This is a genomic window from Novosphingobium ginsenosidimutans, assembly GCF_007954425.1.
Classification (GTDB): Bacteria; Pseudomonadota; Alphaproteobacteria; order Sphingomonadales; family Sphingomonadaceae; genus Novosphingobium; species Novosphingobium ginsenosidimutans.
Genome location: NZ_CP042345.1, coordinates 1,027,615 through 1,049,627 on the forward strand (window position 1 = coordinate 1,027,615; position 22,013 = coordinate 1,049,627).

Genomic DNA, 22,013 nt, shown 5'->3' on the forward strand with positions numbered 1-22,013 from the left:
TGCCGCGCAGCAGATCGCGCGAGTGGGCAGCAGCAAAGGCAAAGGCTTTGGCCATGGGCGGCATTATCCGCCCGCGCGCTTTCCAAAAGTTTAAGCGCTGGCGCTGGCCGACATGACCTGGCGGCCATCGGCGGCAAAGGTCCCCAGCTCGATCGCCTCGCCCGATCCGCGCATCACCAGGTGGAGCGGCTCATCCGCCACCGCCGGGCTCATGCCGCGGAAGGCAAAGGACTTGAGCGCATTGTCGCCCAGTGTCCGCTGCGCCAGGTCAAGCAGCAGCGTCGCGGTCAGCGGACCATGCACCACCAGCCCGCGATAGCCCTCTTCGCCCACCGCATAAGGCGCATCGTAGTGAATGCGGTGGCTGTTGAAGGTCAGCGCCGAAAAGCGGAACAGCAGCGGCGCGCCGGGTTCGATCACGCGGTGCTGGTCCCAGCCGGTGGGATCGAAGCGCCCCTCGCCCAGCGGCGGCGGGGCGGGCGGGGTGCCGGGGGCAGCCGGTTCGCGGTAGACCAGCGACTGGACCTCGCGCACGGCTAACCCGGCTGGTCCATGCGTTTCATGCGCCACGTCGACGAAGACCAGCTTGCCGCTGCCGCCCGATTTCTCGGTGACCGAAGCAACCCGCGAGGTCCGCGTCACCGCTTCGCCGACCTTGAGCGGGGCAAGGAATTCGACCTTGCTGGAAGCCCACATCCGGCGCGGCAGCGGGACCGGCGGCAGGAAGCTGTCGGGGCTATCGTCGCGGCGCGGATGGCCGTCCGGGCCCAGTTGCGCGGTCGCGGCATCGGGGGTGCAGAGGCACCAGTGGAACCCCTGCGGCACCAGCCCATCAGCCGGGGCAGCGCGGTCCAGCGTCGCGCACCAGCGGGTGAACAGGCCCGGGTCGGCATGGTCGCTGCGCTGCTCTTCGCGGCCAATCCACGCTTGCCATTCGCTCATCAGTTGCGTCCCTCCAGCAGCCCGCGCGCGATCACCTGCGCCTGGATCTCGGCTGCGCCTTCAAAGATGTTGAGGATGCGGGCATCGCACAGCACCCGGCTGATCTCGTACTCCAGCGCATAGCCGTTGCCGCCGTGAATCTGCAGGCTGGCATCGGCATTGGCCCAGGCGGCGCGCGCGGCCAGCAGCTTGGCCATGCCGGCCTCGATATCGCAGCGCTTGCCAGTGTCCTTGGCCCGCGCGGCGGCATAGGTCAGCTCGCGCGAGAGGACGAAATCCGTGAGGCTCATCGCCAGCTTGTCAGCCACGCGCGGGAAGTGGAGCAGCGCCTTGCCGAACTGCTTGCGCGACAGGGCGTAACTCAGCCCCAGCTCCAGTGCCCGCTTGGCCACGCCCACGGCGCGGGCGGCAGTCTGGATTCGCGCGGCCTCGAAGGTGCGCATCAGCTGCTTGAAGCCCTGCCCTTCCTCGCCGCCGAGCAGGGCATCGCCGGGCGCCTTCAGGCCATCGAACTGCAGCGCATATTCGCGCATACCGCGATAACCCAGCACCTCGATCTCGCTGCCGCTCATCCCCGCGGCCTGGAAGGGATCGGCATCGGTCCCGCGCGGCTTGGGCACCAGCAGCATCGACAGGCCGGCATAGCCCTGGGTGTCAGGGCGGGTCCGGCACAGCAGGGTCATCAGGTCAGACCGGCTGGCGTGGGTGATCCAGGTCTTGGCCCCGTCGATTACCCATTCGCCTTCGACCAGCCGTGCCCTTGTCTGAAGCGAGCCGAGGTCGGAACCGGTATCGGGTTCGGTAAAGACGGCGGTCGGCAGGATCTCACCGCTGGCGATTTTCGGCAGCCAGTGCTGCTGCTGTTCGGGCGTGCCGCCCATGGCGACCAGCTCACCCGCGATCTCGCTGCGGGTGCCGAGCGAACCGGCCCCGATCCAGCCGCGTGACAGCTCCTCGGTGATCACGCACATCACCAGCTTGCTCAGGCCGAGCCCGCCGAACTCGGCCGGGATCGTCGCGCCGAAGGTGCCAAGGTCGGCCATGGCCTGGACCGTGGCATCGGGGATCAGGTCATTCGCCAGGTGCCACTTGTGGGCATTGGGCAGGATCTCGGCCTCGGTGAAGCGGCGGAACTGGTCGCGGATCGTGTCGAGATCGGCTTCGGGCAGACCCTCGCTTGGCCACTGTCCCGCCGCCAGCGCAGCGGCAACGGCAGTGCGGGTTGCGGCATGGTCGGCATCGATCAGGTCGGCGCAGGCGAGCGCCAGGTCGCGCGCTTCGCCGGCGAGGCCCAGGTCGCCGGGGCGCAGCAGCTCGTTCTGCCCCATCGGCAGGCCGCCGGTGAGTTGCGCCAGCGTCTCGGCAAAGCCGAGCAGGGCCACCTGGCGGTCGAGTTCGGTCCCGCCGCCATTTGCCGCCAGCCAGTCAGCAACGGCTTCCAGCGCGGCTACCGAGGTTGCGATCCAGGCAAAGCCGTGATGGGCGCGCTGGTTGGTGGCGGGAATATCCGCAAGCGCCGCCCGGGCGAGGTCGCGATAACCGCGCGCCGCGCCAAGCACCTTGCCGAGGTCGACGCTCATGCCTTCTCGAACACCGCCGCGATGCCCTGCCCGCCGCCGATGCACATGGTTTCGAGGCCGTACTTCACGTCGCGGCGCTGCATCTCGCGGGTCAGGTTGGCGAGGATGCGGCCGCCGGTGGCACCAATCGGATGGCCGAGCGAAATGCCCGAGCCGTTGACGTTGAGCATGTCGTGCCGGCTGTCATCGTCCGCCCAGCCCCAGCCCTTGAGGCAGGCCAGGACCTGCGGGGCGAAGGCTTCGTTGAGCTCGATCAGGCCGATGTCGTTCCATGACAGGCCGTTCTTGGCGAACAGCCGCTCGGTCGCCGGGACCGGGCCGAAGCCCATCCGCGCCGGATCGCAGCCTGCCGCCGCCCAGGAGTGGAAGTAGGCAATCGGCTCGAGGCCCAGTTCCTCCAGCTTGTCCTCGGCCACGACCAGACAGGCCGCTGCGGCATCGTTCTGCTGGCTGGCATTGCCCGCCGTCACCACGCCGCCCTCGATCGGCTTCAGTTTGCCCAGCGTCTCCAGCGAAGCATCGGCGCGGTAGCCTTCGTCATGCGCGAAGACCACCGGATCGCCCTTCTTCTGCGGGATCTCAACCGAGACCAGCTCATCGGCGAACAGCCCGTTCGCCCAGGCGGCGGCGGCACGCTGGTGGCTGCGGGCGGCATAGGCATCGCAGGCCTCTCGGCTGATGTTCCAGTCCTTGGCCAGGTTCTCGGCCGTCTCGATCATCCCGCTGATCACGCCGTAGCGTTCGATCGGCTGGCTCATCACCCGGCCGCGCGTCAGCCGGTCATGCAGCGTCAGGTTACCGGCGCGCACGCCCTTGCGGATGTCGGTGCTGTAATGCTCGACGTTGGACATGGATTCGCAGCCGCCCGCCACGACCACGTCCGACACCCCGGTCTGGACCATCATCGCCGCATTGACGATCGCCTGCAGGCCCGAGCCGCAGCGGCGGTCAAGCTGATAGCCCGGCACTTCCTCGGGCAAGCCGGCGAGCAGCCACGACCAGTGCGAGATGCAGGGCGCTTCGCCGTTGCCGTACCCCTGGGCGAAGATCACATCGTCGACCCGCGTGGGATCGATCTTGGTGCGCTCCATCAGCGCTTTCAGGATCGTCGCGCCCAGTTGCCCGGCGGTAAGCGGGGCAAGGCTGCCGCCGAACTTGCCGACGGCGGTGCGGATCGGGGCGACGATGGCGGCGCGGCGCAGTTGGGTCATGTCCTGTCCTTGTCTGAAGTGGCAACCACGCCGCGATCGATCAGCGTGGCGATCTGGCCCGAGGAAAGCCCGAGCCGCTCGGCCAGCACTTCCTCGCTGTGCTCCCCGAGGTACGGCGCCGCTTGCGGATCGCCAACCTCGCGGTCAGGGATATTGGCGAAGCTGCGGGTGGCGGGATATTCAAAACCGCTTGGGTTGGCGGGGGATGGCCCGAACAAAGGATTGCTGGTGACAAGCTCGGGGTCAGTCGTCATCTCGTGCATGGTGCGATAGCGCTCGAAAGTCGCCCCGGCCTTGGTCATCCGCGCGGCAAGGTCGGCATAGTCGAACCGCGCCGCCGCCGCCTGAAACAGATCGAACAGGGCGTGGCGGTTCTGGAAGCGTTCGTGATCGCCGGCGGACAGGTCCACTCCTAACCGCGTTTCGAGCGCCGCCACTTCGCCGCGCACCTCAAAGGCATCGAGCAGCGCATTCCACTGCTTCGCGGTCAGCGCTGCGACCATGAAGCGCTTGCCATCGCGGCTGAGGAAATCGCGCCCGAACGCGCCCCAGATGGCGTTGCCGATCCGCTCGCGGTCGGCACCGCGATAGAGCATTTCCGCCGCCGCGCCCGCGTTAAAGGCCGTGCCGATCGCGACATCGCCCAGCGGCACGCGCAGCTCGCTGCCTTGGCCAGTGGCGTCGCGGTGGCGCAGTCCGGCCAGCATGGCGAAGGCGCAATAGGCGCCGGTGATGAAATCCCACGCTGGCAGGATCTGGTTGACCGGCGGCGCGGTGGCCGGGTCCCATTCTTCCGGCCCGGTCATCAGCGGATAGCCCGAGGCGGCATTGACGGTGAAGTCCATCGCCTGGCGCCCGTCGTGCCAGCCCATGATCCGCACCGAAACCAGATCGGGCCGTTCGGCGGCGATCTTGTCGTGGGCCAGAAAGCTGTTCACCGGCAGGTTGGTGATCATCTGCCCGGTCTTGCGGACCAGTTCGACCAGCAGCTCGCGCCCCTCGGCACTTTGCAGATCGAGCGCGACCGATTTCTTGGCGCGGTTGAGGTTCTCCCACGAGAGCGAGCGGCCCTCGCGGGTCAGCAGATAGCGATCATAGTCGAGCCCGCCCGCCTTGTGATCGACCCGGATCACCTCGGCTCCGAACTGCGCGCAGTAGAGGCCGGCAGTTGGCGAGGCGACGAACGAGGATGTCTCGATGATCGAGAGCCCGGAAAGCAGCTGATACATGGCTTACCAGACGGTCCCTTCGCTGGCGAATTCGCGCAGCAGGTGCTTGGCGATCTGGAGCTGCATGATCTGGCTGGTGCCTTCGTAGATGCGCAGGATGCGGGCATCGCGGAAGAACCGCTCGGCCGGATATTCGGCGAGGTAACCGGCACCGCCATAGACCTGGACGCAGCGATCGGCGACCCGGCCGCAGGTTTCCGAGGCGAACAGCTTCGCGGCCGCAGCCTTGCGCTGGATGTTCTCACCCCGGTCGGCCCGCGCGCAGGCATCGGCGATCATGCATTCGGCGGCGTAGAGCTCGGCCTCACTATCGGCCAACATGGCCTGGATCAGCTGGAAGTTGGCAATCGGCTCGCCAAAGGCCTTGCGTTCGGTCGCATAGCGGATCGCGGTATCGAGCGCGCGGCGGCCCATGCCGACGCTCATACCGGCGACTGACAGCCGGCCATTGTCGAGGCTCTGCATCGCAATCTGGAAGCCGCGGCCTTCCTCGCCGCCGACCAGCGCCGAGCCGGGGATATGGACGTCTTCCATGATCACGTCAGCAATATGCGCGCCCGACTGGCCCATCTTCTTGTCGGGCTTGCCGATGGTGATCCCCGGCGTTGTCATGTCGACGATGAAGCAGGAAACGTGGGCGTTCTTGGGCAGCGCTTCCTTCGAGGTGCGGGCCATGATCAGGCCGATCTTCGCCGAAGGGCTGTTGGTGATGTAGCGCTTTGTGCCGTTGAGCTTGTAGCCGTTGCCATCGCGCACGGCGCTGGTCTGCATCGCCGCGCTGTCCGAGCCCGAGCCCGGTTCGGTCAGGCCGAAGCAGGCAATCTCACCGCTGGCGATCCGGGGCAACCATTCGGCCTTCTGTTCGGGCGTGCCGAAATTCTTGATCGCGCTGCCGGTCATCCCGATGTTGATCGAGATGGTCGAGCGGTAGGCGGGCGAGGCGTAGCTCAGCTGCTTCACCGTCTCGATATACTGGCTGATGTTCATGCCGGCGCCGCCGAACTCTTCGGGGATGGTGATCCCGAACAGGCCCATTTCGCGCATCTCGGCCAGGATATCGTCGGGGATGCGATCCTGCGCGATCACGTCCTCTTCCGCCGGGATCAGCCGTTCGCGGACATAGCGGCGCAGCTGCTCGATGAACTGGTCGAAGATTTCGGGGTCCATGCCGGGGTTCATGGCGCTGTTCCTCAGATAGGATCGTAGGGGAAGACGTGGGCCGAAACTTCGTCGGCGCGGGCGAAGCTGGGCTTGAAGGCCGGGATCAGCTCGTCAGCGATCGACTCCGGCGTCCAGCCTTCCAGCTTGGTCATCGAGCGGATCGGGCGCGGTTTGTTGTAGAGCACGATCTCGTTCTTGCGGACCGAGAAGATCTGGTTGGTGACCTCCTGGCTGGCATCCGAGGCAAGATAGACCACCAGCGGCGCGATCTTGTCCGCGCTCATCGTCTTCAATCGTTCGACCCGCTGCTTCTGCTCGGGCGTTTCGGCTGGGATCGAGGCGGTCATCCGGCTCCAGGCGAAGGGTGCGATGCAGTTGGAGCGCACCCCGGCGCGGGCCATGTCGAGCGCGATCGACTGCGACAGGCCGACGATCCCCAGCTTGGCCGCCGAATAGTTAGCCTGGCCCACATTGCCGATCAGGCCCGAGGTGGAGGTGAAGTGGATGAAGCTGCCGGACTGCTGCTCGCGGAAATAGGGGGTCGCCGCCTTGGAAACGTTGAAGGTGCCGTTGAGGTGCACGTCGATCACCGCGCGCCAGTCCTCATGGCTCATCTTGTGCCAGATCGTGTCGCGCAGGATCCCGGCGTTGTTGACCACGGCATCGATCCGCCCGAACCGCTGGACCGCATCCTCGATGATCGAGGTGGCGCCGGCCGGATCGTTCACGAAAGCGAGGTTGGCCCAGGCCTTGCCGCCCGCCGCCACGATGTCGTTGACGGTTTCCTGGGCCGGGCCTTCATCCCCGCCCTCACCGCCGCCGCCGACGCCGGGGTCGTTGACCACCACGGCCGCGCCATGCTTGGCGCAGAGCAGCGCGATCTCGCGCCCCACGCCGCGCCCGGCACCGGTGACTGCGACAACCTTGCCTTCAAGCATTCCCATCTCGCCGACTCCGCGTTCTTAATCGTTCGGTTAATCCCCTACGAGGACGGCGGCGAAAATCAACTGGCAGGAATGAGGTCCTTGAGCGGTATTGCCGGGTCAGCCAGCGCCGCGGGATCGGCCGCGACGCGCTGTTCAACCAGCTTGCGGCCCTGGGCATAGTCCTTGGCGCAATTGACGCTGTCGAGCGCGATGACCTTGCCGCCTTTCAGGTAGATTACGCTGAAGCTGCGCGCGGCCGGATCGCCGCGCAGCACGGTGGCATCGTGCCCGGTCGAGAGGCCAACGGTCTGGAGCTTGAGATCATACTGGTTCGACCAGAACCACGGCGTTGCGCCATAGTTCGCCTCCTGGCCGGTGATGACCTTGGCCACCACGGTCGCCATGTCATTGGCGTTCTGGACCGACTCGAGCCGGATCACCGCACCATCGGCAAAGCCGTTGGCGTGGGCAGCACAGTCTCCGATCGCGAAGACGTGCGGCAGGTTGGTGCGGCACTGTTCGTCGACGTCGACCCCGTTGCCGCCCGCGGCCCCGGCCGCGACCAGCACGCCGATCGAGGGGATAATGCCGATGCCAACGATCACCACGTCCGCCGCGATCACCGTGCCATCGGCCAGCTTCACGCCCGAAACGCGGCCTTCGCCCTCGATCCCTTCAACCGCCATCCCGGTGCGCAGATCGACGCCGTGGGCGCGGTGCTCGGCCTCGTAGAAGCGGGAGAGGTCCTCACCCGCAACGCGGGCCAGGACGCGCGGCAGGGCCTCGAGCAGGGTGACCTGCTTGCCCAGCTTGGACAGCACCGCCGCCGCTTCCAGCCCGATATAGCCGCCGCCGATCACCACGGCGCGGGTCACCTGCGGCAGCTCGGCCATCAGCGCATCGACATCGGCGCGGGTGCGGACATAATGGATACCGGCCAGGTCGCTGCCCGGGCAGGACAGCTGGCGGGGATCGCCGCCGGTGGCCCAGATCAGCTCGCCATAGGTCAGCGCGGAGCCGTCGGCGCAGGTCAGCTGGCGGGCGGCGGGATCAACCGCGGTGACTTCGCGCCCCAGCAGCAGCTCAACCTGCTTATCAGTCCAGTACTCGCGCGGACGCAGATAGAGCCGCTCGAACGGCTTTTCCTGGGCAAGGTATTCCTTCGACAGCGGCGGGCGTTCGTAGGGCGGTTCGTCCTCGCGCCCGACGATTGCAATCGACCCGGCGAAGCCCTGGGTGCGCAGCGCGATCGCGGCCTGGGCCCCGCCATGTCCGCCCCCGACAATCACGACATCATAGTGCTGCATCGTATCCTCGCCCGACTGAATCTTGCCCGGTCCTCGCCATGGCCGCTAACAAGATTCCCCCCGGGTCACAAGCGCGCGGACTCGCGCCAGGGCAGCGGGATCGTCCACATCGGCCAGCCAGTCGGCGGCGCAGACAAGCGGCTCCGCCCGGCCGAGCAAGGCGCGTGCGCCCTGATCACCGGCGGCCTTAGCGAGTGCGGGCAAGTGGCTCGATCCGAACACCGCCGGCGGTGAACGCTGGCCATCCGCTTCGGACGCGACGATCGCACCCGGGCCAAGCGCGACAGCGCGGGCCAGCAGCGCCGCGAAATGGCCGGCAGGGACGAGCGGCATGTCGGCCAAGGCGACCAGCAAGGCATCGGCCCCGGCAGCCTGCGCCAGCTGCGCAGCGAGCGCGAGCGATGAGCCCATTCCGCTGGCCGCCCGGTCATTGACCGCGATGTCAAAACCTGCCGCTGCCCAGCCCGGCGCACAAGGATGGTCCCCGCGCGCGGCAATCACCCAGCGGTGCGCGAAAGCCAGGCCACCCAGCGTTCGTGCAGCCTGCTCGCCAAGCAGGGCTTCGCCGAAGGGTGCGGCCAGCTTGTCCTGCGGGCCAAAGCGGCGCGACTGGCCGGCGGCGAGCACCGCCACGGCGAGGCGCGGCTCAGCCAAGCATGGCCTCGAAATCGGCCGCCTGATAGGCCCGGACAATCTCCGCCAGGGTGGAAAGCGCCAGCGTTTCCGGATCGCGCGAGGAATGGAACAGGCCGATCGGGGCGTGGATCCTTGCCAGCCGGTCCGGGGCAATGCCCGCGGCTTCCAGCGCCGCCAGCCGCGCGGCATGAGCCCGCCGCCCACCCATTGCGCCAAGGTAGCAGTGCGGCAATTCCAGCGCGCGTTGCAGCAGCGCCAGTTCCCAATCGTGATCGTGGAACAGGAAGGCGATCGCAGTCCACGGATCGCTGCGGAGCAGGCCGGTGTCGGTGGTTCGCTCCAGCCGGGCCGCCGGAACGGCCAGCTCGGCCAGGCGGGCCAGGGCGCGCTCGTCAGGCGTGAGCGCCTCGACTTCAAGCCCCATGGCCAGCGCCAGGTGCGCCAGCGCGCAGGGTCCCTCGCCATGGCCGATCAGGACTAGCCGCAGCGCCGGCCAATGACCGAAGCGGGCCGTGCCCGCTACCGGATCGAAGGGCGCCGGATCCCAGCCGGCGCGAAACGCCACCCCGCCTGGCGCAATCGCGAGCGTGAAGGGCTGCCGCGCTTCGCTGGCGGCCAGGCACTCAGCGGCCAGCGCGGCATCAGCCAGCGGCTGAAAGTGGATATCGAGCCCACCGCCGCAGGGCAGGCGAATGTCGAGATACGGCGAGCCCGCACCGAACCGGACGGTCCGCGCCGCGCCGGCCTTGAGCGCCGCCAGCGCCTCGGCCACCACGGCGTTTTCGATACAGCCGCCGGAGAGCGAGCCGACGAAGCTGCCGTCCGCCGCCACCGCCATATGCGTGCCGGGATTGCGCATCGCGCTGCCTTCGACCGCGAGGACCGTGACCAGCACGCAGGCCTGCCCGGCCGCGCTCTGCTCGATCAGGAACCGGAAGATCCTGCGTTGGTCCATTGGTGGCGGGCGCTCAGTTCTTCAGGCTGGCGAGATAGGCAACCACGGCGGCGCGGCGTTCGGCATCGGCAACTTTGCCAGCGGCCATCGCCGTGCCAGGCACCTTGCCCGCGGGGTTGGCGAGGAAGGCATTGAGCTCATCCTCGCTCCAGGTAATCCCCGACTTGGCCATGGCCTCTGAATAGGCGAACCCGGCCAGCGACCCGGCCTTGCGACCGACCACGCCGTTGAGGTTGGGGCCGATCCCCGCCGCCGCGCCAGCTTCAACGGCATGGCATGATGAACAGGCGGCAAAGGCGGCCTTGCCCTTGGCGAGCAGGTCACCCGCAACGGCCGGAGCCGCGGCAGCATCGGCCGTTTCGCCAGGCTTGCGGACCACGATCTGTTCAACCGGATCTTCGGCCTTGGAACCGCAGGCGGCAAGAGCGAGCGTGGCGCATGCCAGCAGGACTGAACGGTGCATCACTCTTCCCCTCAGGCGAACTGCTTGGCGATCGGCAGCACGCGGATGCGCTTGCCGCTGGCGGCGAATATCGCATTGGCCAGCGCCGGCGCCGCCGGCGGCAGGCCCGGTTCGCCCGCACCACCCAGCTTCTCATGGTTGCCGTTGATGATCTCGACCGCGATGACCGGGCATTCGTTGATCCGCATCAGCTGGTAATCGTTGAAGTTGCCCTGCTCAACCGCGCCGTCCTTCAGCGAAATCTCGCCATAGAGCGCGGCGGTCAGGCCGAACACGATCCCGCCTTCCATCTGGTTGCGGAAGCCATCGGGGTTCATCGCATAGCCGGGATCGGCGGCGCACCAGACGTTGGTGACGCGCGGCTTGCCGCCCGTCATGTCAACCTCGACCACTTCGGCAACGATGCTGCCGAAGGATTCGGTCAGCGCCACGCCGCGGCCTCGCCCTGCGGCTGGCTTGCTGCTCCAGTTCGCCATCGCAGTGACCTTTTCGAGCACCGCCTTGTGACGCGGCGAATTGCCCAGCATGCCCAGCCGGAATTCGACCGGATCGTGCCCGGCGGCATGGGCCGCCTCGTCGATAAAGCTTTCGATGAAGAAGGCCTGCTGGCTGTGATCGACCGAGCGGAAGGCCGCGAAGGGCAGGTGCAGCGGCGCCTCAGCAACGCGGATCGACTTGTGCGGAATTTCATAGAACGCACAGTCACAGGCTTCCTGCGGATCGTGCCGCTGGGTGAAGACATTGTTGTAGGCAACCAGCCGCCCCTTGGCATCAAGACCGCCGGTGAAGCGGCTCATGTCGGCGGGGCGGAACAGGCCCTTCTGGGTGTCCTCCTCACGCGACCAGATCATCTTGACCGGATAGCCGGTGGCCTGGGCAATCCGCACCGCCTGGATCACGTAATCGGTCTCCAGCCGCCGCCCGAAGCCGCCGCCCATGATCGGGTGGTGGACGGTCACATCGTCTGCCGAAAGCCCCAGCGCCTTGGCCGCAGCGCTGCGCGCGAACAGCGGGACCTGCGTGCCGGTCCAGATCTCACACTTGCCATCGCGGACCCAGACAGTCGCATTCATCGGCTCGAGCGGGGCATGGGCCAGGTAGGGCGCCTGGTATTCGGCGCTCAATTTCTTGGCCGCGACCTGCATCGCCTCGGCCACCTTGCCCTTGCCGATCACTTCCTCGCCGCCGCCATCCCCGGCCTGGTCGAGCGCGGCGGCAAAGGCGGCGGACTGATCGGCGCTTGAGCGGATCTTGCTTTCGGCCGCGGTATATTCCGCCGTAATCCCGTTCAGCGCCTGCTGCGCCTGCCAGTAACTGTCGGCAACAACCGCGATGAAATCCCCCATGTTGAGGATCTGCAGCACGCCGGGCATGGCCTTGGCCGCGCCGGCATCCATCTTGGCCACCCGCGTGCCCGGCACCGGCACGCGGCGCACGGCGGCATAGGTCATGGTCTGGCCGGGGATCTTGGTATCGATCCCGAACTCGGCCGTGCCGTTGACCTTGGCCGGGATATCGGTGCGGGGGGCGTCGGTCCCCATCAGGCGATAGTCCTTGGGCGCCTTCAGCACCGGGGTCTGCGGCATGTCCTGCTCGGCCGCAGCGGCGGCGAACTGGGCATAGGGGGCCGACTTGCCCGAGGCCTTGTGGCTCAGCGTACTGCCCGCAGTGACAATCTCGCTGGCGGGAACGCCCCATTCCTTGGCCGCCGCGCCGACCAGCATCTGCCGCGCGGCCGCGCCGGCAATGCGCATGGTGTGCTGGCCGGTAGTGCGGATCGAGGAGCTGCCGCCGGTGATCAGCCCGTCCGCCAGCTGGCCGATCTTGGTGAACAGGCCGTTCCAGGTCGGCTCGAGCCAGTCCGGCGCGCCGACCGTACCGCCGGCGATGAACATCCGGATCGTGTCGGTCACGACATAGCTGCCATCAGTCGGCGCCTGCATCACCTTGACCAGCGACCAGTCGGCATCCAGCTCGTCCGCCAGCATCTGCGCCAGCACCGAATGCGCGCCCTGGCCCATCTCGCAGTGCGGGACGATCGCGGTGACAACATTGTCGGCATCGATCTTGAGCCAGGAATTGATCAGCTGCTCGCCCTCGCCGCCCGCAACCTTGGGACCGAGTTCGCCAACCGGATTGCCGGGGCGGACACCAACGCCGATCAGCAGCGCGCCGCCAGCGAGGATACCAGCGCCGATAAAGCCGCGGCGGGTCCACTTGGCAGCCCGGCTGCGTGGGGGTTTGGCCATGTCGTTCATGCCTTCACCTCTGCAGCTTGCGCGGCGCCCTTGGCCGGTTCGATCCCGGCCGCCACCTTGATCGCGCGGCGGATGCGGACATAGGTGCCGCAGCGGCAGATATTGCCGGCCATGGCGGCATCGATCTGTTCATCACTGGGCCTTGGATTGTCACGCAGCAGCGCCGTCGCCGCCATGATCTGGCCCGACTGGCAATAGCCGCACTGCGGCACCTGCTCGCTGATCCAGGCCTGCTGGACCTTGCTCAGTTCGCCCTCGGGACCGGCAATCCCCTCGATCGTGGTGATCGCCTTGCCTTCGGCCTCGGCAATCGGGGTCGAGCAAGAGCGCACCGGCTGGCCATCAAGGTGGACCGTGCAGGCCCCGCACAGCGCCGCACCGCAGCCGAATTTGGTCCCGGTCAACCCCAGCTGTTCGCGCACCACCCACAGGATCGGCATGGCCGGATCGGCCTCTACCGACGCGGGCTGCCCGTTGATCGTGAACTTCACCATGCCGCCAGATCCCCTTGTTTGTCTGCACGCTACTCCGGAAGCGCCCTTGCGCTCAAGCGCCAACCGCTTCGGCCACCATGTCGCGCAGCGGCAGCCGCGCCGCCATCCGCACCGCCAGCAGCGCCGTGCCGCTGACCTTGCGTTGGACGAACAGCGTTTCGGCCGGCGGGATGTGCCAGGCGGCCCGGTCCGCCGCGACCGTTTCGACGCTGCGCCGCACTTCTGCGACGAACGAGCGATCGGCGAATTCGAACAGCCCCGGCCGTCCCAGGTGCTGGATCAGCACCGCGATCATCGCATCGAACGCCGGGGCGTGCCGCTCCAGCGTGACAGGTGAGACGAAGCCGACCTCCAGCAGCGCGGCCTTCAGCGCCGCCGGGTCCTCAGCCAGGCCGGCGTGCATCAGCCGGCGATAGGCCGCCGTAGTCGCTTCAGGCACCGGGCGCGCCGCGCCAAAGTCGAGCAGCACCACCCGGCCGGTATCGGCCTGCCAGCGATAATTGGCGAAGTTGGGATCGGTCTGCATGAAGCCGAACTCGAACAGCTCGCGCAGCACCAGCCCTAGCAGGGCGCCCATGGCCGCATCGCGGGTGGCCTGATCGGCGCTCTCCAGCGTGTCGATCGGCGCGCCGGGGATGAAGTCCATCGCCAATACCCGCTCGCCCGATAGCTCGGCCACCGGGACCGGGACGACAAAGGCCGGATTGCCCGCCAGCAGCGCGCCATAGTGGCGCATTTGTTCGGCCTCGCGGACATAGTCCGCCTCTTCGCGCAGCTGCTGCTTGGCCTCGGCCAGCAGCGGCGCGATGTCGAGGCTGTCCGGCAGCAGGGTGGAGAGCCGCAGCAGCGTCGCGACATTATCGACATCGGCATCAATGCTGGCGGCAACGCCGGGATACTGCACCTTGATCGCCACCACGCGCCCATCAGGCAGGGTCGCGCGGTGGACCTGGCCGATCGAGGCGGCGGCAATCGGCGTCGCCTCGAACCGGGCAAAGCGCTTGCGCCAATCCTTGCCCCATTCGCCGATCAGCACCTGGTTGAGCTGCGAGGGCGGCATGTAATGGGCCGAATCGCGCAGCCGAGCGAGGATTGCGGTCAGCTCGGCCGGGAGCAGGTCCCCGGCATCAAGCGAGATCATCTGCCCCAGCTTCATGGCCGCGCCGCGCAGGCGGGAGAGCTGCTCGGTCAGCCGCAGGGCATTGCCGGGGGTGAGCAGCATGTCGGACAATTGCGGGCGCTCCCCTGCCGCCAGCCGCCGCGCCCCTTCGGCCAGCATGCCTCCGGCGATCCCGCCTGCCAGCTGGCCAAACGAAGCCAGGCGCGAAAGGCGCGCCGAGGGGACCCTGCGATAGCGGTCGTTGCTCATTGCCCGCTCCTTCGCACGGGCGGTGCGACGTTACCAACTGGGCGATGTCGCATCTTGACGCCGGCTGATTTACCAGCAGCGCAATTGGCGAGACGGGAGGCTGCAATGCAAAGCGACCAGCAGCGCTATAGGTTCGCCTTGGCCGCCTTCTCCGCCATCTCTGCCGCATAGCGCCGGCCGGCGAAGATCATCGCCAGTGCGCTCAGCAGGCAGGGCACGGGCAGGAACTTCAGCGCGGTCAGCAGGCCGTAATTGTCCGAAAGCCAGCCGGTCACCACTGGCCCCGGCGCAAGGCCAAGCAGGTTGTAGGCCAGCGCGAGCACTGCCATCGAGCTGCTGTGGATCGCCCGCGGGGTGGCGTTGGCGATCATCGATCCGGTCACCCCGGTAATCCCCGCGACCACCAGCAGTGCCCCGCCGATCAGTGCCAGCTGCACCGCCCCGGGCGGCGACAGGAAGGCCCCCGCAAAGAGCGCGGCCGACAACAACGAGAACAGCACCGAAATGCGCGGGGTCGAAGTCGGATTGCTGCGCGACAGCCGGTCGACCAGCATGCCGCAGGCAATCATCCCGACCGCGCAGATCAGCAGGAACACCGCAGTGGTCCGCCCGGCGGTCGCCAGCGCCATGCCATAGTGCCGGGTCAGCAGGATCGGCAGGAACACCGCCAGCGTGCCGGTGCAGAACAGCTGGATCCCGCCGGCGAAATAGGTCAGCTGCAACAGCGGCCGCCCGATCAGCAGCCGCGCCAGTTCGCCCCAGTCCTGTTTCGGCCGGGCGGGCGCCGCACCCAGCCGGTCCCCGCGCACCACCAGCGGATAGATCAGCGCCAGCACCAGGCCGAACAGGCCGATCGCGGCGAAGGCCGTGCGCCAGCCATGCAGGGCCGCGATCTGCGCGCCAAGGGTCACCCCGACCATTTGGCCGAAGATCGATCCGGCCAGGAACGAGGCCGACAGGGTGGCGCGCATGTGCACCGGAAAGACCGCCAGGACTACTGCGATCCCGACCGAACCATAAGCCGCTTCCCCCACCCCGACGAGCAGCCGCGCCACAAGCATCTGCGGATAGTCCTGCGCCCAGGCCCCGGCGAGTGTCGCCAGGCTCCACAGCATGGCCATGGCAACCAGGCTCTTCACCCGTCCAAACCGGTCGGCAAGATAGGACAGGGGCAGGGTCAGCAACCCGACTGCAAGCGCGACCACGCTCGACAGCGAAGCCAGCTCGGCATCGCTGAGTGACCATTCGGTCTTGATCTGCGGGCCGACTGCCGCGAGCACCTGCCGCGCCATGTGGTCGCTCATCAGCAGGCCGAAGCTCAGCGCGAAAACCGCCCAGCCAAATGCAGAAGCGCGCGCGGGGCCAGGGGTATCATCGATTACGACCGGACCGGCCACCTAAAACATCCCCCCATTCGGGCTGATTGTCTGCCCGGCCAGGTAATGATTGTCCCCTGCGAGATAGAGCGCAAGTCCGGCATACTCTTCCATCGTCCCAAGTCGTCCAGCGGGGATGATCTGGAACAGCCGGTGGCGGGCTTCCGGGCCGATCCGGGCGAGGTATTCGTCGAACATCTCGGTCGCAACGCCGCCCGGCGCGATTGCGTTGACGAACACGTTGGCTCCGGCAACCTCAGCCCCGACCGAACGGGTGAAGGCTATCACGGCCCCCTTGGTGGCCGAATAGTGCGGGCTGTGCGCACTCATTGCCGAGAGGCCGGCGATCGAGGCAATGTTGACGATCCGCCCATAGCGGCGCGGCTCCATTTGGCGCAGCGCGGCGCGGGTGCAGAAGAACACGCCGTGGACATTGACCCCCCAGTACTTGAGCCAGTCTGCATCGCTCATGGCGCTGGTGAATCCAAGCGAGCCGCGCTCGACCGGGGTGGTAAGCCATTCATAGTGCTTATTGCGGCGGGCCTCGTCTTCCGGCCCACCCGGGACCACCGCCGCGTTGTTGACCAGCACCTCGGCCGGTCCAAGCACACGCTCCACCTCGGCAAAGAACCGATCGACCGCAGCGCTGTCGCTGACATCGCAGATCGCAGTGAAGACCTCGCTCCCGCCGGCGCGCAGCGCAGCAGCCGTCTCGGCCAGGTCATCCGCACGGATATCGCACAGCGCAAGGCGGGCGCCGCCCGCAGCCAAGGCCTGCGCGATCGCCCGCCCAAGGCCCCGTCCCGCGCCCGTTACAACGCAAACCCTGTCCTGCACCCCGCTCATTCAGTGACGGCGGCGCTGATCCCGCGCGCTCTCATCTCTTCGGCCAGCATCGGCACGCCAAGTGCCACCGAATGGATGCCCAGCACCGCCACGCATTCCAGCACGGCCATGATCTCTTCCGGGGTGGCACCGACGTCGAGCGCCTTGGCGATATGCCGCCGCGTGCCGGGGGCATACATATGGGTGCAGCTTGCATCGACCGCGATCGCGATCAGTTCATAGGTCTTGGGATCGAGCACGCCCTTGCGCACCGGCAGGGTGGCCATGTCGAGAAACTTTTCGATCCATTCGGGATCAAGCTCGGCCGCTTCGTCCCAGGCCTTGTTCCAGAACCCGTTGGCGCGGGCGGCATCGCTGACCGGAGTATTGCTCATTGGATCGATCTCCTTCTCCCGGACGGCAAGCGGGAGGCGGCCAGGGCTGGGCCCCGGTCGCCTCCCGTCCCCCTCCCAGGCTCGTCAGGCGGCAACCAGCGGTGCGGAACGCACGTTGGCCACGCCAAAGTTCTGCGGATTGCGGTTGGGCAGCCAGCCGTTCTCGCGCAGTGTCTCATCGATGCTCGAATAGAAGGTGCCGATCTTGTAGATTCGCCGCGCCTGTTCCGCCGTGGCGATCGGACGGTAAAGCTCTTCCGAAATGCGCACCATCTTCTCGATCTGCTGGACCGAAGTCGCCCGTTCGCCCTTGCGGCCCCACAGGTTGTCTTCCTGCCCGACGCGGACGTGGAAGCCCATCGCGATGCTCATCGCGCAAAGCGGGTAGACATTGCGCATCAGGCCTTCGACCGTGAAGACCGCGTTCTGCGGCAAGCGATTGACGAACTCCATCAGGTTACGCGGGTTGGGGCCATCGGCGCCGCCGCCGATCGCGACCCAGTTGCAGACCATTGGGCCCATGTAGTGTCCGGTGCGGACCAGCCGCTCGACGGTCTCAAGATCGCGCGCACTTGTGATCATGAAATGGGTCTGGATGCCTGAAGCGGTCAGCCGCTTCATGTGTTCCTTCATGAACTTCGGCCCTGCCTCGTAGTACATCTCGGTATAGGCCTCGGCGTAGTTGGTCTCACCCATCGAGGTGCCGCGTGCGTCGTCCTCGCTGATCAGTTCCATCACGTTCATCTGGTTGGTGTTGACCGCCAGAGTGACCTGATCCGGTGCCGGCTTGAGATCGGCCAGCATGTGCCGGGTGTCGTCGCTCAGCCAGAGGGCAGCCTCGCCCTCATCCTTCGGCGCGAAGCTGATCGAGCCGCCAACCTGCAGGATCATCCCCGGCACTGCAGTCCGCAGCCGGTCGAGCATCTCGTTGAAGCGATCGAGGTTCTTGGAACCGGTACCATCCGGCTCGCGGACGTGGACATGAAGCACGGTCGCCCCGGCGTTGTAGCAGTCGACCGCCTTCTGGACCTGTTCGGCGAAGCTCACCGGAATGTCATCCGAATCGCGCGGCAGGAAACTTGGCGCATAGGGGGCCACCTGGATCACCAGCGGATCCTGGGTTTCTGGCAGCAGGCTATCGTCGAAGAATTGCATGGCGTTCTCCTTTCAGGGATTGGGTTGGGCGATGGCAGGAAGTTTGGTGACGGTACTGACCCACGGCAGCGCGCTCTCGCTCCACAGCTGCATCGCCGGGGCAAGTTCGCGGGCCTGCCGGGCACCGCTCAGGCGCAGCGAGAGGTGCGTCGGATTTTCAGCCTGGGTGCCGTAAAGCGAAGTGCCGCAGGTGCCGCAAAAAGCCAGATCGCGGAGCGCGCCGCTGGCTGCGGTCTTGCGGTAGAACCGGGGCGTGCCCTGCAGCAGCGCAAAGTCCTGCTTGGCGATCAGGGTGCCCCAGCGGAACGCGCCGCCCCCCAGCACCTGGCAGTCGGTGCAGTGGCAAACGAGGATCGCCTGGGGGTCAATCTCAGCCTCCCAGGCGATCTCGCCGCAGTGGCAGGTGCCGTCGATTTTCATGACGCCGCTCGCACGGCGTTGTTGCGGAAATGCTGCTCAACCACGCTGGCAACAAAGTCTGGCCGTTCTTCGGGGATCCAGTGCCCGCAGCGTTCGGCCACACCGCCGGAAACCTGATCAGCCACCCGGGCCCAGCTTTCCAGCGCGGACATACCGCGGCCGCGGGTTTCGGGAGCGCCGCCGTAGACAAGGACCGGCATAGGCAGCCGCCGGCGAGCTTCGCGGAAAGCCGTATTGTCGGCAATGTCCTGCGGCACTGCGCGGTAGTAGTTGAAGCCAGCGGTCATTGCTCCGGGCCGGCAGTAGGCGCGAACATACTCGGCCTGGGCCTCTTCCGAGATCGCATCTGCGCGTGCACCGGCCATGCGGAAGAAGAAGCGCAGGTAAGTGTCCTCGCGGCCCTCGGTTAGCGCTTCAGGCAGTCCGGGAAGCGCATGGAACCCGAAATGCCAGCGGGCCTGATGTTCGATCGGCCCGCCATCGCCCAGGACCGGCGCGTCAAATATCGCCATGGCCGTAACCCGCTCCGGATACTGCGCGGCCAGCGCGAATGCGACCGGACCGCCCCAGTCATGCGCGACGACCCCAAAGGATGCGTGGCCCAGCGCTGCCATCAACTCGGCCATGTCGCGCGCGACCGTCATCTTGTCATAGCCACTGTCCGGACGCGTTGAGTCGCCCAGCCCGGTCAGGTCGGCAGCGATCACCCGATATCCGGCAGCGGCAAGCGGCGGGATCACATCGCGCCACATGAACCAGGTTTGCGGCCAGCCGTGGAGCAGCAGCAGCGCCGGCCCATGCTCTGGCCCCGCGCAGACGCAATGCAGCACTGCGCGGGAAACCGGGACTTGGGCATGGCTCCATGGCGCGGTCATGATGCGTCAGTTGCCGGCGAAGCTGCTGACATCGACCGGCGCGATCCCTTGCGCCGCGCAATAGTCCGCGTAGCGCTTAAGCATCGTCCGCCAGTTTTCGACCGCAAGGATGTTGTCGTTCTCGTCGAGCAGGTTCCAGTCACCGACGATGATGTTGAGCGTGATCACCTCCGCCTCGGGCATGGCCACCGGGGTGTGCGCCGAGGCGGCGGTCTCGAACACCATGCTGCCCGGACCGGCTACCCAGTCGTGCTCCTTGTAAAACCAGCGCCCGGCAACGGTATAGACGTGGACCGTGCCGGCATGATGATGCTTGGGTAGTTCGGTCCCGGCGGGCAGCTTGAGCAGCGTGGTCCATTCGCCGTTGACCGGATTGACCTTGATCAGCTTCAGAAAGATCTCGTCCGAATAGGGCGCGAACGGGATCCACGGCAAGGCGTCGACTTCGACCAGGGCGGTGCCCACGGAATCGGCAAAGAAGGTCATTCCAATTCTCCTCAGAACGGCCGGTCGCCGATGATTGTCGCGCGGTTCATCCGGCGCACGCAGGGCGGGTAATCCATTACCGCATAGTGCTGGGTGCAGCGGTTATCCCAGAGCGCAACCGAGTTCGGTGTCCAACGCCATCGCACCTGGTATTCGGGAATGGCCGCCTGGTTGGTGAGATACTGCAGGAGATTGCTCGAGCCCTGCGTAAAGTCCTGTCCAACCCGGACCCGGCTGGCGGTATGGTAATTGGTGAAATGGGTCGTGAAACCGTTGACGAATAACGACTTGTTGCCCGTAACTGGATGGGTCCGCACAACCGGATGCTCGGGATCCGGGAAGCGGGCCTTCATCGCCAGCCGCTCATCGACTGGCTTGGCCGCCATGAAGCTGGCTTCCATCGAATGGCGTGCCCACAGGTCTGCGATATCTTCTTTCACCCGGTCCGGCAGCCGCGCATAGGCCAGTTCCATGTTGGCCCACATCGTGTCGCCGCCCACCGGCGGACATTCGACACAGCGCAGCACCGCGCCCATCGGCGGGATTTCGCGCCAGGTCGCGTCATTGTGCCAGGCGTTCTCATAGCGCTCGGGGGGGCTCTCGGGGCTCTTCCAGATGTGGATGATCCCGGGCTCACCAGTTGCGCTGGCGGCAAGCGGATGGTCCTCAAGCTCGCCGAAGCGGCGCGCGAAGGCAGCATGCTCCGCGTCGGTGATATCCTGATCGCGGAAGAACAGAACCTTGTGCTTCAGCAGCAGCTCGTTGACCGCGCCGGCCAGATCGTCGTTGGTGCCTGCCTCGGCGAGGCTGATGCCGCTTATTTCGGCGCCCAACGCGCACGTGAGCTGTTCGACATGCATGGTCAGTCTCCCAAAGTGAAAATTGTCGATCCGATGGTCTTGCCCGCTTCGAGATCGCGGTGCGCCTGGACGCACTGGTCGAGCGTGTAACGTGCGCCGATCTCCACCTTGATCCGCCCGGCTGCGAGGTGGTCGAACCAAAAGCCGGCCAGTTCGGCGCGTTCGGCCGGATCGGCGAAGAAATCGGCAAAGGCGGGGCGGATGAAATAGACCGAGCCCTGCAGCATGGTCTGGAAGGCATCGATCGGCGGGAACGGCCCCGAAGCCGTGCCGCAGCCAACCAGCACGCCGCGCCGCCGCAGCGACTTCAGCGAACCTTCAAAGGTATCCTTGCCGACCGAATCGAACACGGTCTGCACGCCTTCACCACCGGTCAGTTCCCTGACCCGTGCCGCAACATCCTCACGGCGGTAGAAAATGATCTCGTCGCAGCCGAGCTCGCGGGCCTTGGCCGCCTTTTCCTCGCTCGAAACCGTGCCGATCACCCGCAGCCCGAGCAGCTTGGCCACCTGGACTGCCAAAAGGCCAACGCCGCCAGCCGCGGCATGGAGCAGGATCGTATCACCCGCTTTAAGCCGCGGGTCAGTCTTCATCAGCCAGTAGGTGGCCGAAAGGCCGCGCATGGTCGAAGCGGCAGCGGTCTCGAACGAGACATTGTCCGGCAGCTTGAACAACGGCGCGGCTGGCATCACGCGTTCGCTTGCATAGGCCCCAAGCGGGCCCCCGTTGTAGCTGACCCGGTCGCCCGCCGCGACCTGGGTGACCCCTTCGCCAACGGCCAGGACTGTCCCCGCGCCCTCGACGCCCATTCCGCACGGCGGCTGGACCGGATAATAGCCTGAGCGAAAATAGGTGTCAGCGAAGTTGCATCCGATCGCGCCGTGGCGGATCAGCACTTCGCCCGGTCCCGGAGCGCCGACCGCTACTTCCTCCACTTTGAGGACGTCCGGCCCACCGGTTTCGTAAAGGCGCACTGCCTTCGCCATAGCCAATCTGCTCTCCCAAGCTCTTTGGCCGGAAGCTAGGCGAGTCCTCGCTTGCACTTTTCACATTTCATGACATTCTTTTACCAATTGATGTCATTGGTGGT

Annotated in this window: 22 protein-coding genes; all 22 read right to left on the bottom strand. The window is 66.7% G+C overall.

Annotated elements, in window-relative coordinates:
- Window positions 1–90 precede the first annotated feature (90 nt).
- The 22 genes from FRF71_RS05155 to FRF71_RS05260 all read right to left on the bottom strand — a co-directional run bounded on the left by FRF71_RS05155 (window position 91) and on the right by FRF71_RS05260 (window position 21,909).
- Window positions 91–942 (bottom strand): HTD2 family dehydratase, encoded by an 852-nt coding sequence (locus tag FRF71_RS05155; protein ID WP_147089551.1) that lies wholly within the window; start codon window positions 940–942, stop codon window positions 91–93.
- Entirely contained in the window at window positions 942–2,522 is a 1,581-nt protein-coding gene (locus tag FRF71_RS05160; RefSeq protein ID WP_147089552.1) for an acyl-CoA dehydrogenase family protein, read from the bottom strand. Before FRF71_RS05160 ends, FRF71_RS05155 begins: the two co-directional genes overlap by 1 nt.
- Entirely contained in the window at window positions 2,519–3,733 is a 1,215-nt protein-coding gene (locus FRF71_RS05165) for an acetyl-CoA C-acetyltransferase (protein ID WP_147089553.1), read from the bottom strand. Before FRF71_RS05165 ends, FRF71_RS05160 begins: the two co-directional genes overlap by 4 nt.
- Entirely contained in the window at window positions 3,730–4,962 is a 1,233-nt protein-coding gene (locus tag FRF71_RS05170) for a CoA transferase (RefSeq protein ID WP_147089554.1), read from the bottom strand. The genes FRF71_RS05165 and FRF71_RS05170 overlap by 4 nt, the downstream gene beginning before the upstream one ends.
- Before the next feature lie 3 nt (window positions 4,963–4,965).
- Window positions 4,966–6,141 (bottom strand): acyl-CoA dehydrogenase family protein, encoded by a 1,176-nt coding sequence (locus FRF71_RS05175; RefSeq protein ID WP_147089555.1) that lies wholly within the window; start codon window positions 6,139–6,141, stop codon window positions 4,966–4,968.
- A gap of 11 nt (window positions 6,142–6,152) precedes the next feature.
- Complete coding sequence (locus tag FRF71_RS05180) at window positions 6,153–7,061, bottom strand: SDR family NAD(P)-dependent oxidoreductase (protein ID WP_147091534.1); 909 nt, start codon at window positions 7,059–7,061, stop codon at window positions 6,153–6,155.
- A 65-nt stretch (window positions 7,062–7,126) separates the two neighbouring features.
- Complete coding sequence (locus FRF71_RS05185; RefSeq protein ID WP_147089556.1) at window positions 7,127–8,356, bottom strand: NAD(P)/FAD-dependent oxidoreductase; 1,230 nt, start codon at window positions 8,354–8,356, stop codon at window positions 7,127–7,129.
- A gap of 45 nt (window positions 8,357–8,401) precedes the next feature.
- On the bottom strand, window positions 8,402–9,010 hold the full coding sequence (locus tag FRF71_RS05190; protein WP_161597883.1) for a nucleotidyltransferase family protein: 609 nt from the start codon (window positions 9,008–9,010) through the stop codon (window positions 8,402–8,404).
- Window positions 9,003–9,947 carry an XdhC family protein gene (locus tag FRF71_RS05195; RefSeq protein WP_147089558.1) on the bottom strand — a complete coding sequence of 315 codons (945 nt, stop codon included), beginning with the start codon at window positions 9,945–9,947 and terminating at the stop codon, window positions 9,003–9,005. Before FRF71_RS05195 ends, FRF71_RS05190 begins: the two co-directional genes overlap by 8 nt.
- A 13-nt stretch (window positions 9,948–9,960) precedes the next feature.
- Window positions 9,961–10,410, bottom strand: a complete 450-nt coding sequence (locus FRF71_RS05200) for a c-type cytochrome (protein ID WP_147089559.1) — start codon at window positions 10,408–10,410, stop codon at window positions 9,961–9,963.
- Between the two features lie 11 nt (window positions 10,411–10,421).
- Entirely contained in the window at window positions 10,422–12,659 is a 2,238-nt protein-coding gene (locus tag FRF71_RS05205) for a xanthine dehydrogenase family protein molybdopterin-binding subunit (protein WP_238339438.1), read from the bottom strand.
- Between the two features lie 5 nt (window positions 12,660–12,664).
- Window positions 12,665–13,162 carry a (2Fe-2S)-binding protein gene (locus FRF71_RS05210; RefSeq protein WP_147089561.1) on the bottom strand — a complete coding sequence of 166 codons (498 nt, stop codon included), beginning with the start codon at window positions 13,160–13,162 and terminating at the stop codon, window positions 12,665–12,667.
- Window positions 13,163–13,214: 52 nt separating this feature from the next.
- Window positions 13,215–14,531: an ABC1 kinase family protein gene (locus FRF71_RS05215; protein ID WP_147089562.1), complete on the bottom strand. Its 1,317-nt coding sequence runs from the start codon at window positions 14,529–14,531 to the stop codon at window positions 13,215–13,217.
- Window positions 14,532–14,656: 125 nt separating this feature from the next.
- Window positions 14,657–15,928 carry an MFS transporter gene (locus FRF71_RS05220; RefSeq protein ID WP_147089563.1) on the bottom strand — a complete coding sequence of 424 codons (1,272 nt, stop codon included), beginning with the start codon at window positions 15,926–15,928 and terminating at the stop codon, window positions 14,657–14,659.
- Window positions 15,929–16,753 carry an SDR family NAD(P)-dependent oxidoreductase gene (locus tag FRF71_RS05225; RefSeq protein WP_147089564.1) on the bottom strand — a complete coding sequence of 275 codons (825 nt, stop codon included), beginning with the start codon at window positions 16,751–16,753 and terminating at the stop codon, window positions 15,929–15,931.
- Window positions 16,750–17,127 (bottom strand): carboxymuconolactone decarboxylase family protein, encoded by a 378-nt coding sequence (locus FRF71_RS05230; protein WP_147089565.1) that lies wholly within the window; start codon window positions 17,125–17,127, stop codon window positions 16,750–16,752. Before FRF71_RS05230 ends, FRF71_RS05225 begins: the two co-directional genes overlap by 4 nt.
- An 84-nt stretch (window positions 17,128–17,211) precedes the next feature.
- Window positions 17,212–18,282: a beta-keto acid cleavage family enzyme gene (locus FRF71_RS05235; protein ID WP_147089566.1), complete on the bottom strand. Its 1,071-nt coding sequence runs from the start codon at window positions 18,280–18,282 to the stop codon at window positions 17,212–17,214.
- 12 nt (window positions 18,283–18,294) lie between these two features.
- Entirely contained in the window at window positions 18,295–18,702 is a 408-nt protein-coding gene (locus FRF71_RS05240; protein WP_147089567.1) for a GFA family protein, read from the bottom strand.
- Window positions 18,699–19,577: an alpha/beta fold hydrolase gene (locus FRF71_RS05245; protein WP_147089568.1), complete on the bottom strand. Its 879-nt coding sequence runs from the start codon at window positions 19,575–19,577 to the stop codon at window positions 18,699–18,701. The genes FRF71_RS05240 and FRF71_RS05245 overlap by 4 nt, the downstream gene beginning before the upstream one ends.
- A gap of 6 nt (window positions 19,578–19,583) precedes the next feature.
- Window positions 19,584–20,063 carry a 2,4'-dihydroxyacetophenone dioxygenase family protein gene (locus FRF71_RS05250; protein ID WP_147089569.1) on the bottom strand — a complete coding sequence of 160 codons (480 nt, stop codon included), beginning with the start codon at window positions 20,061–20,063 and terminating at the stop codon, window positions 19,584–19,586.
- A gap of 11 nt (window positions 20,064–20,074) precedes the next feature.
- Window positions 20,075–20,923 (bottom strand): TauD/TfdA dioxygenase family protein, encoded by an 849-nt coding sequence (locus tag FRF71_RS05255; RefSeq protein WP_147089570.1) that lies wholly within the window; start codon window positions 20,921–20,923, stop codon window positions 20,075–20,077.
- 2 nt (window positions 20,924–20,925) lie between these two features.
- A complete protein-coding gene (locus FRF71_RS05260; protein WP_147089571.1) occupies window positions 20,926–21,909 on the bottom strand; it encodes a quinone oxidoreductase family protein in 984 nt (327 codons plus the stop codon).
- Between the last annotated feature and the right edge of the window lie 104 nt (window positions 21,910–22,013).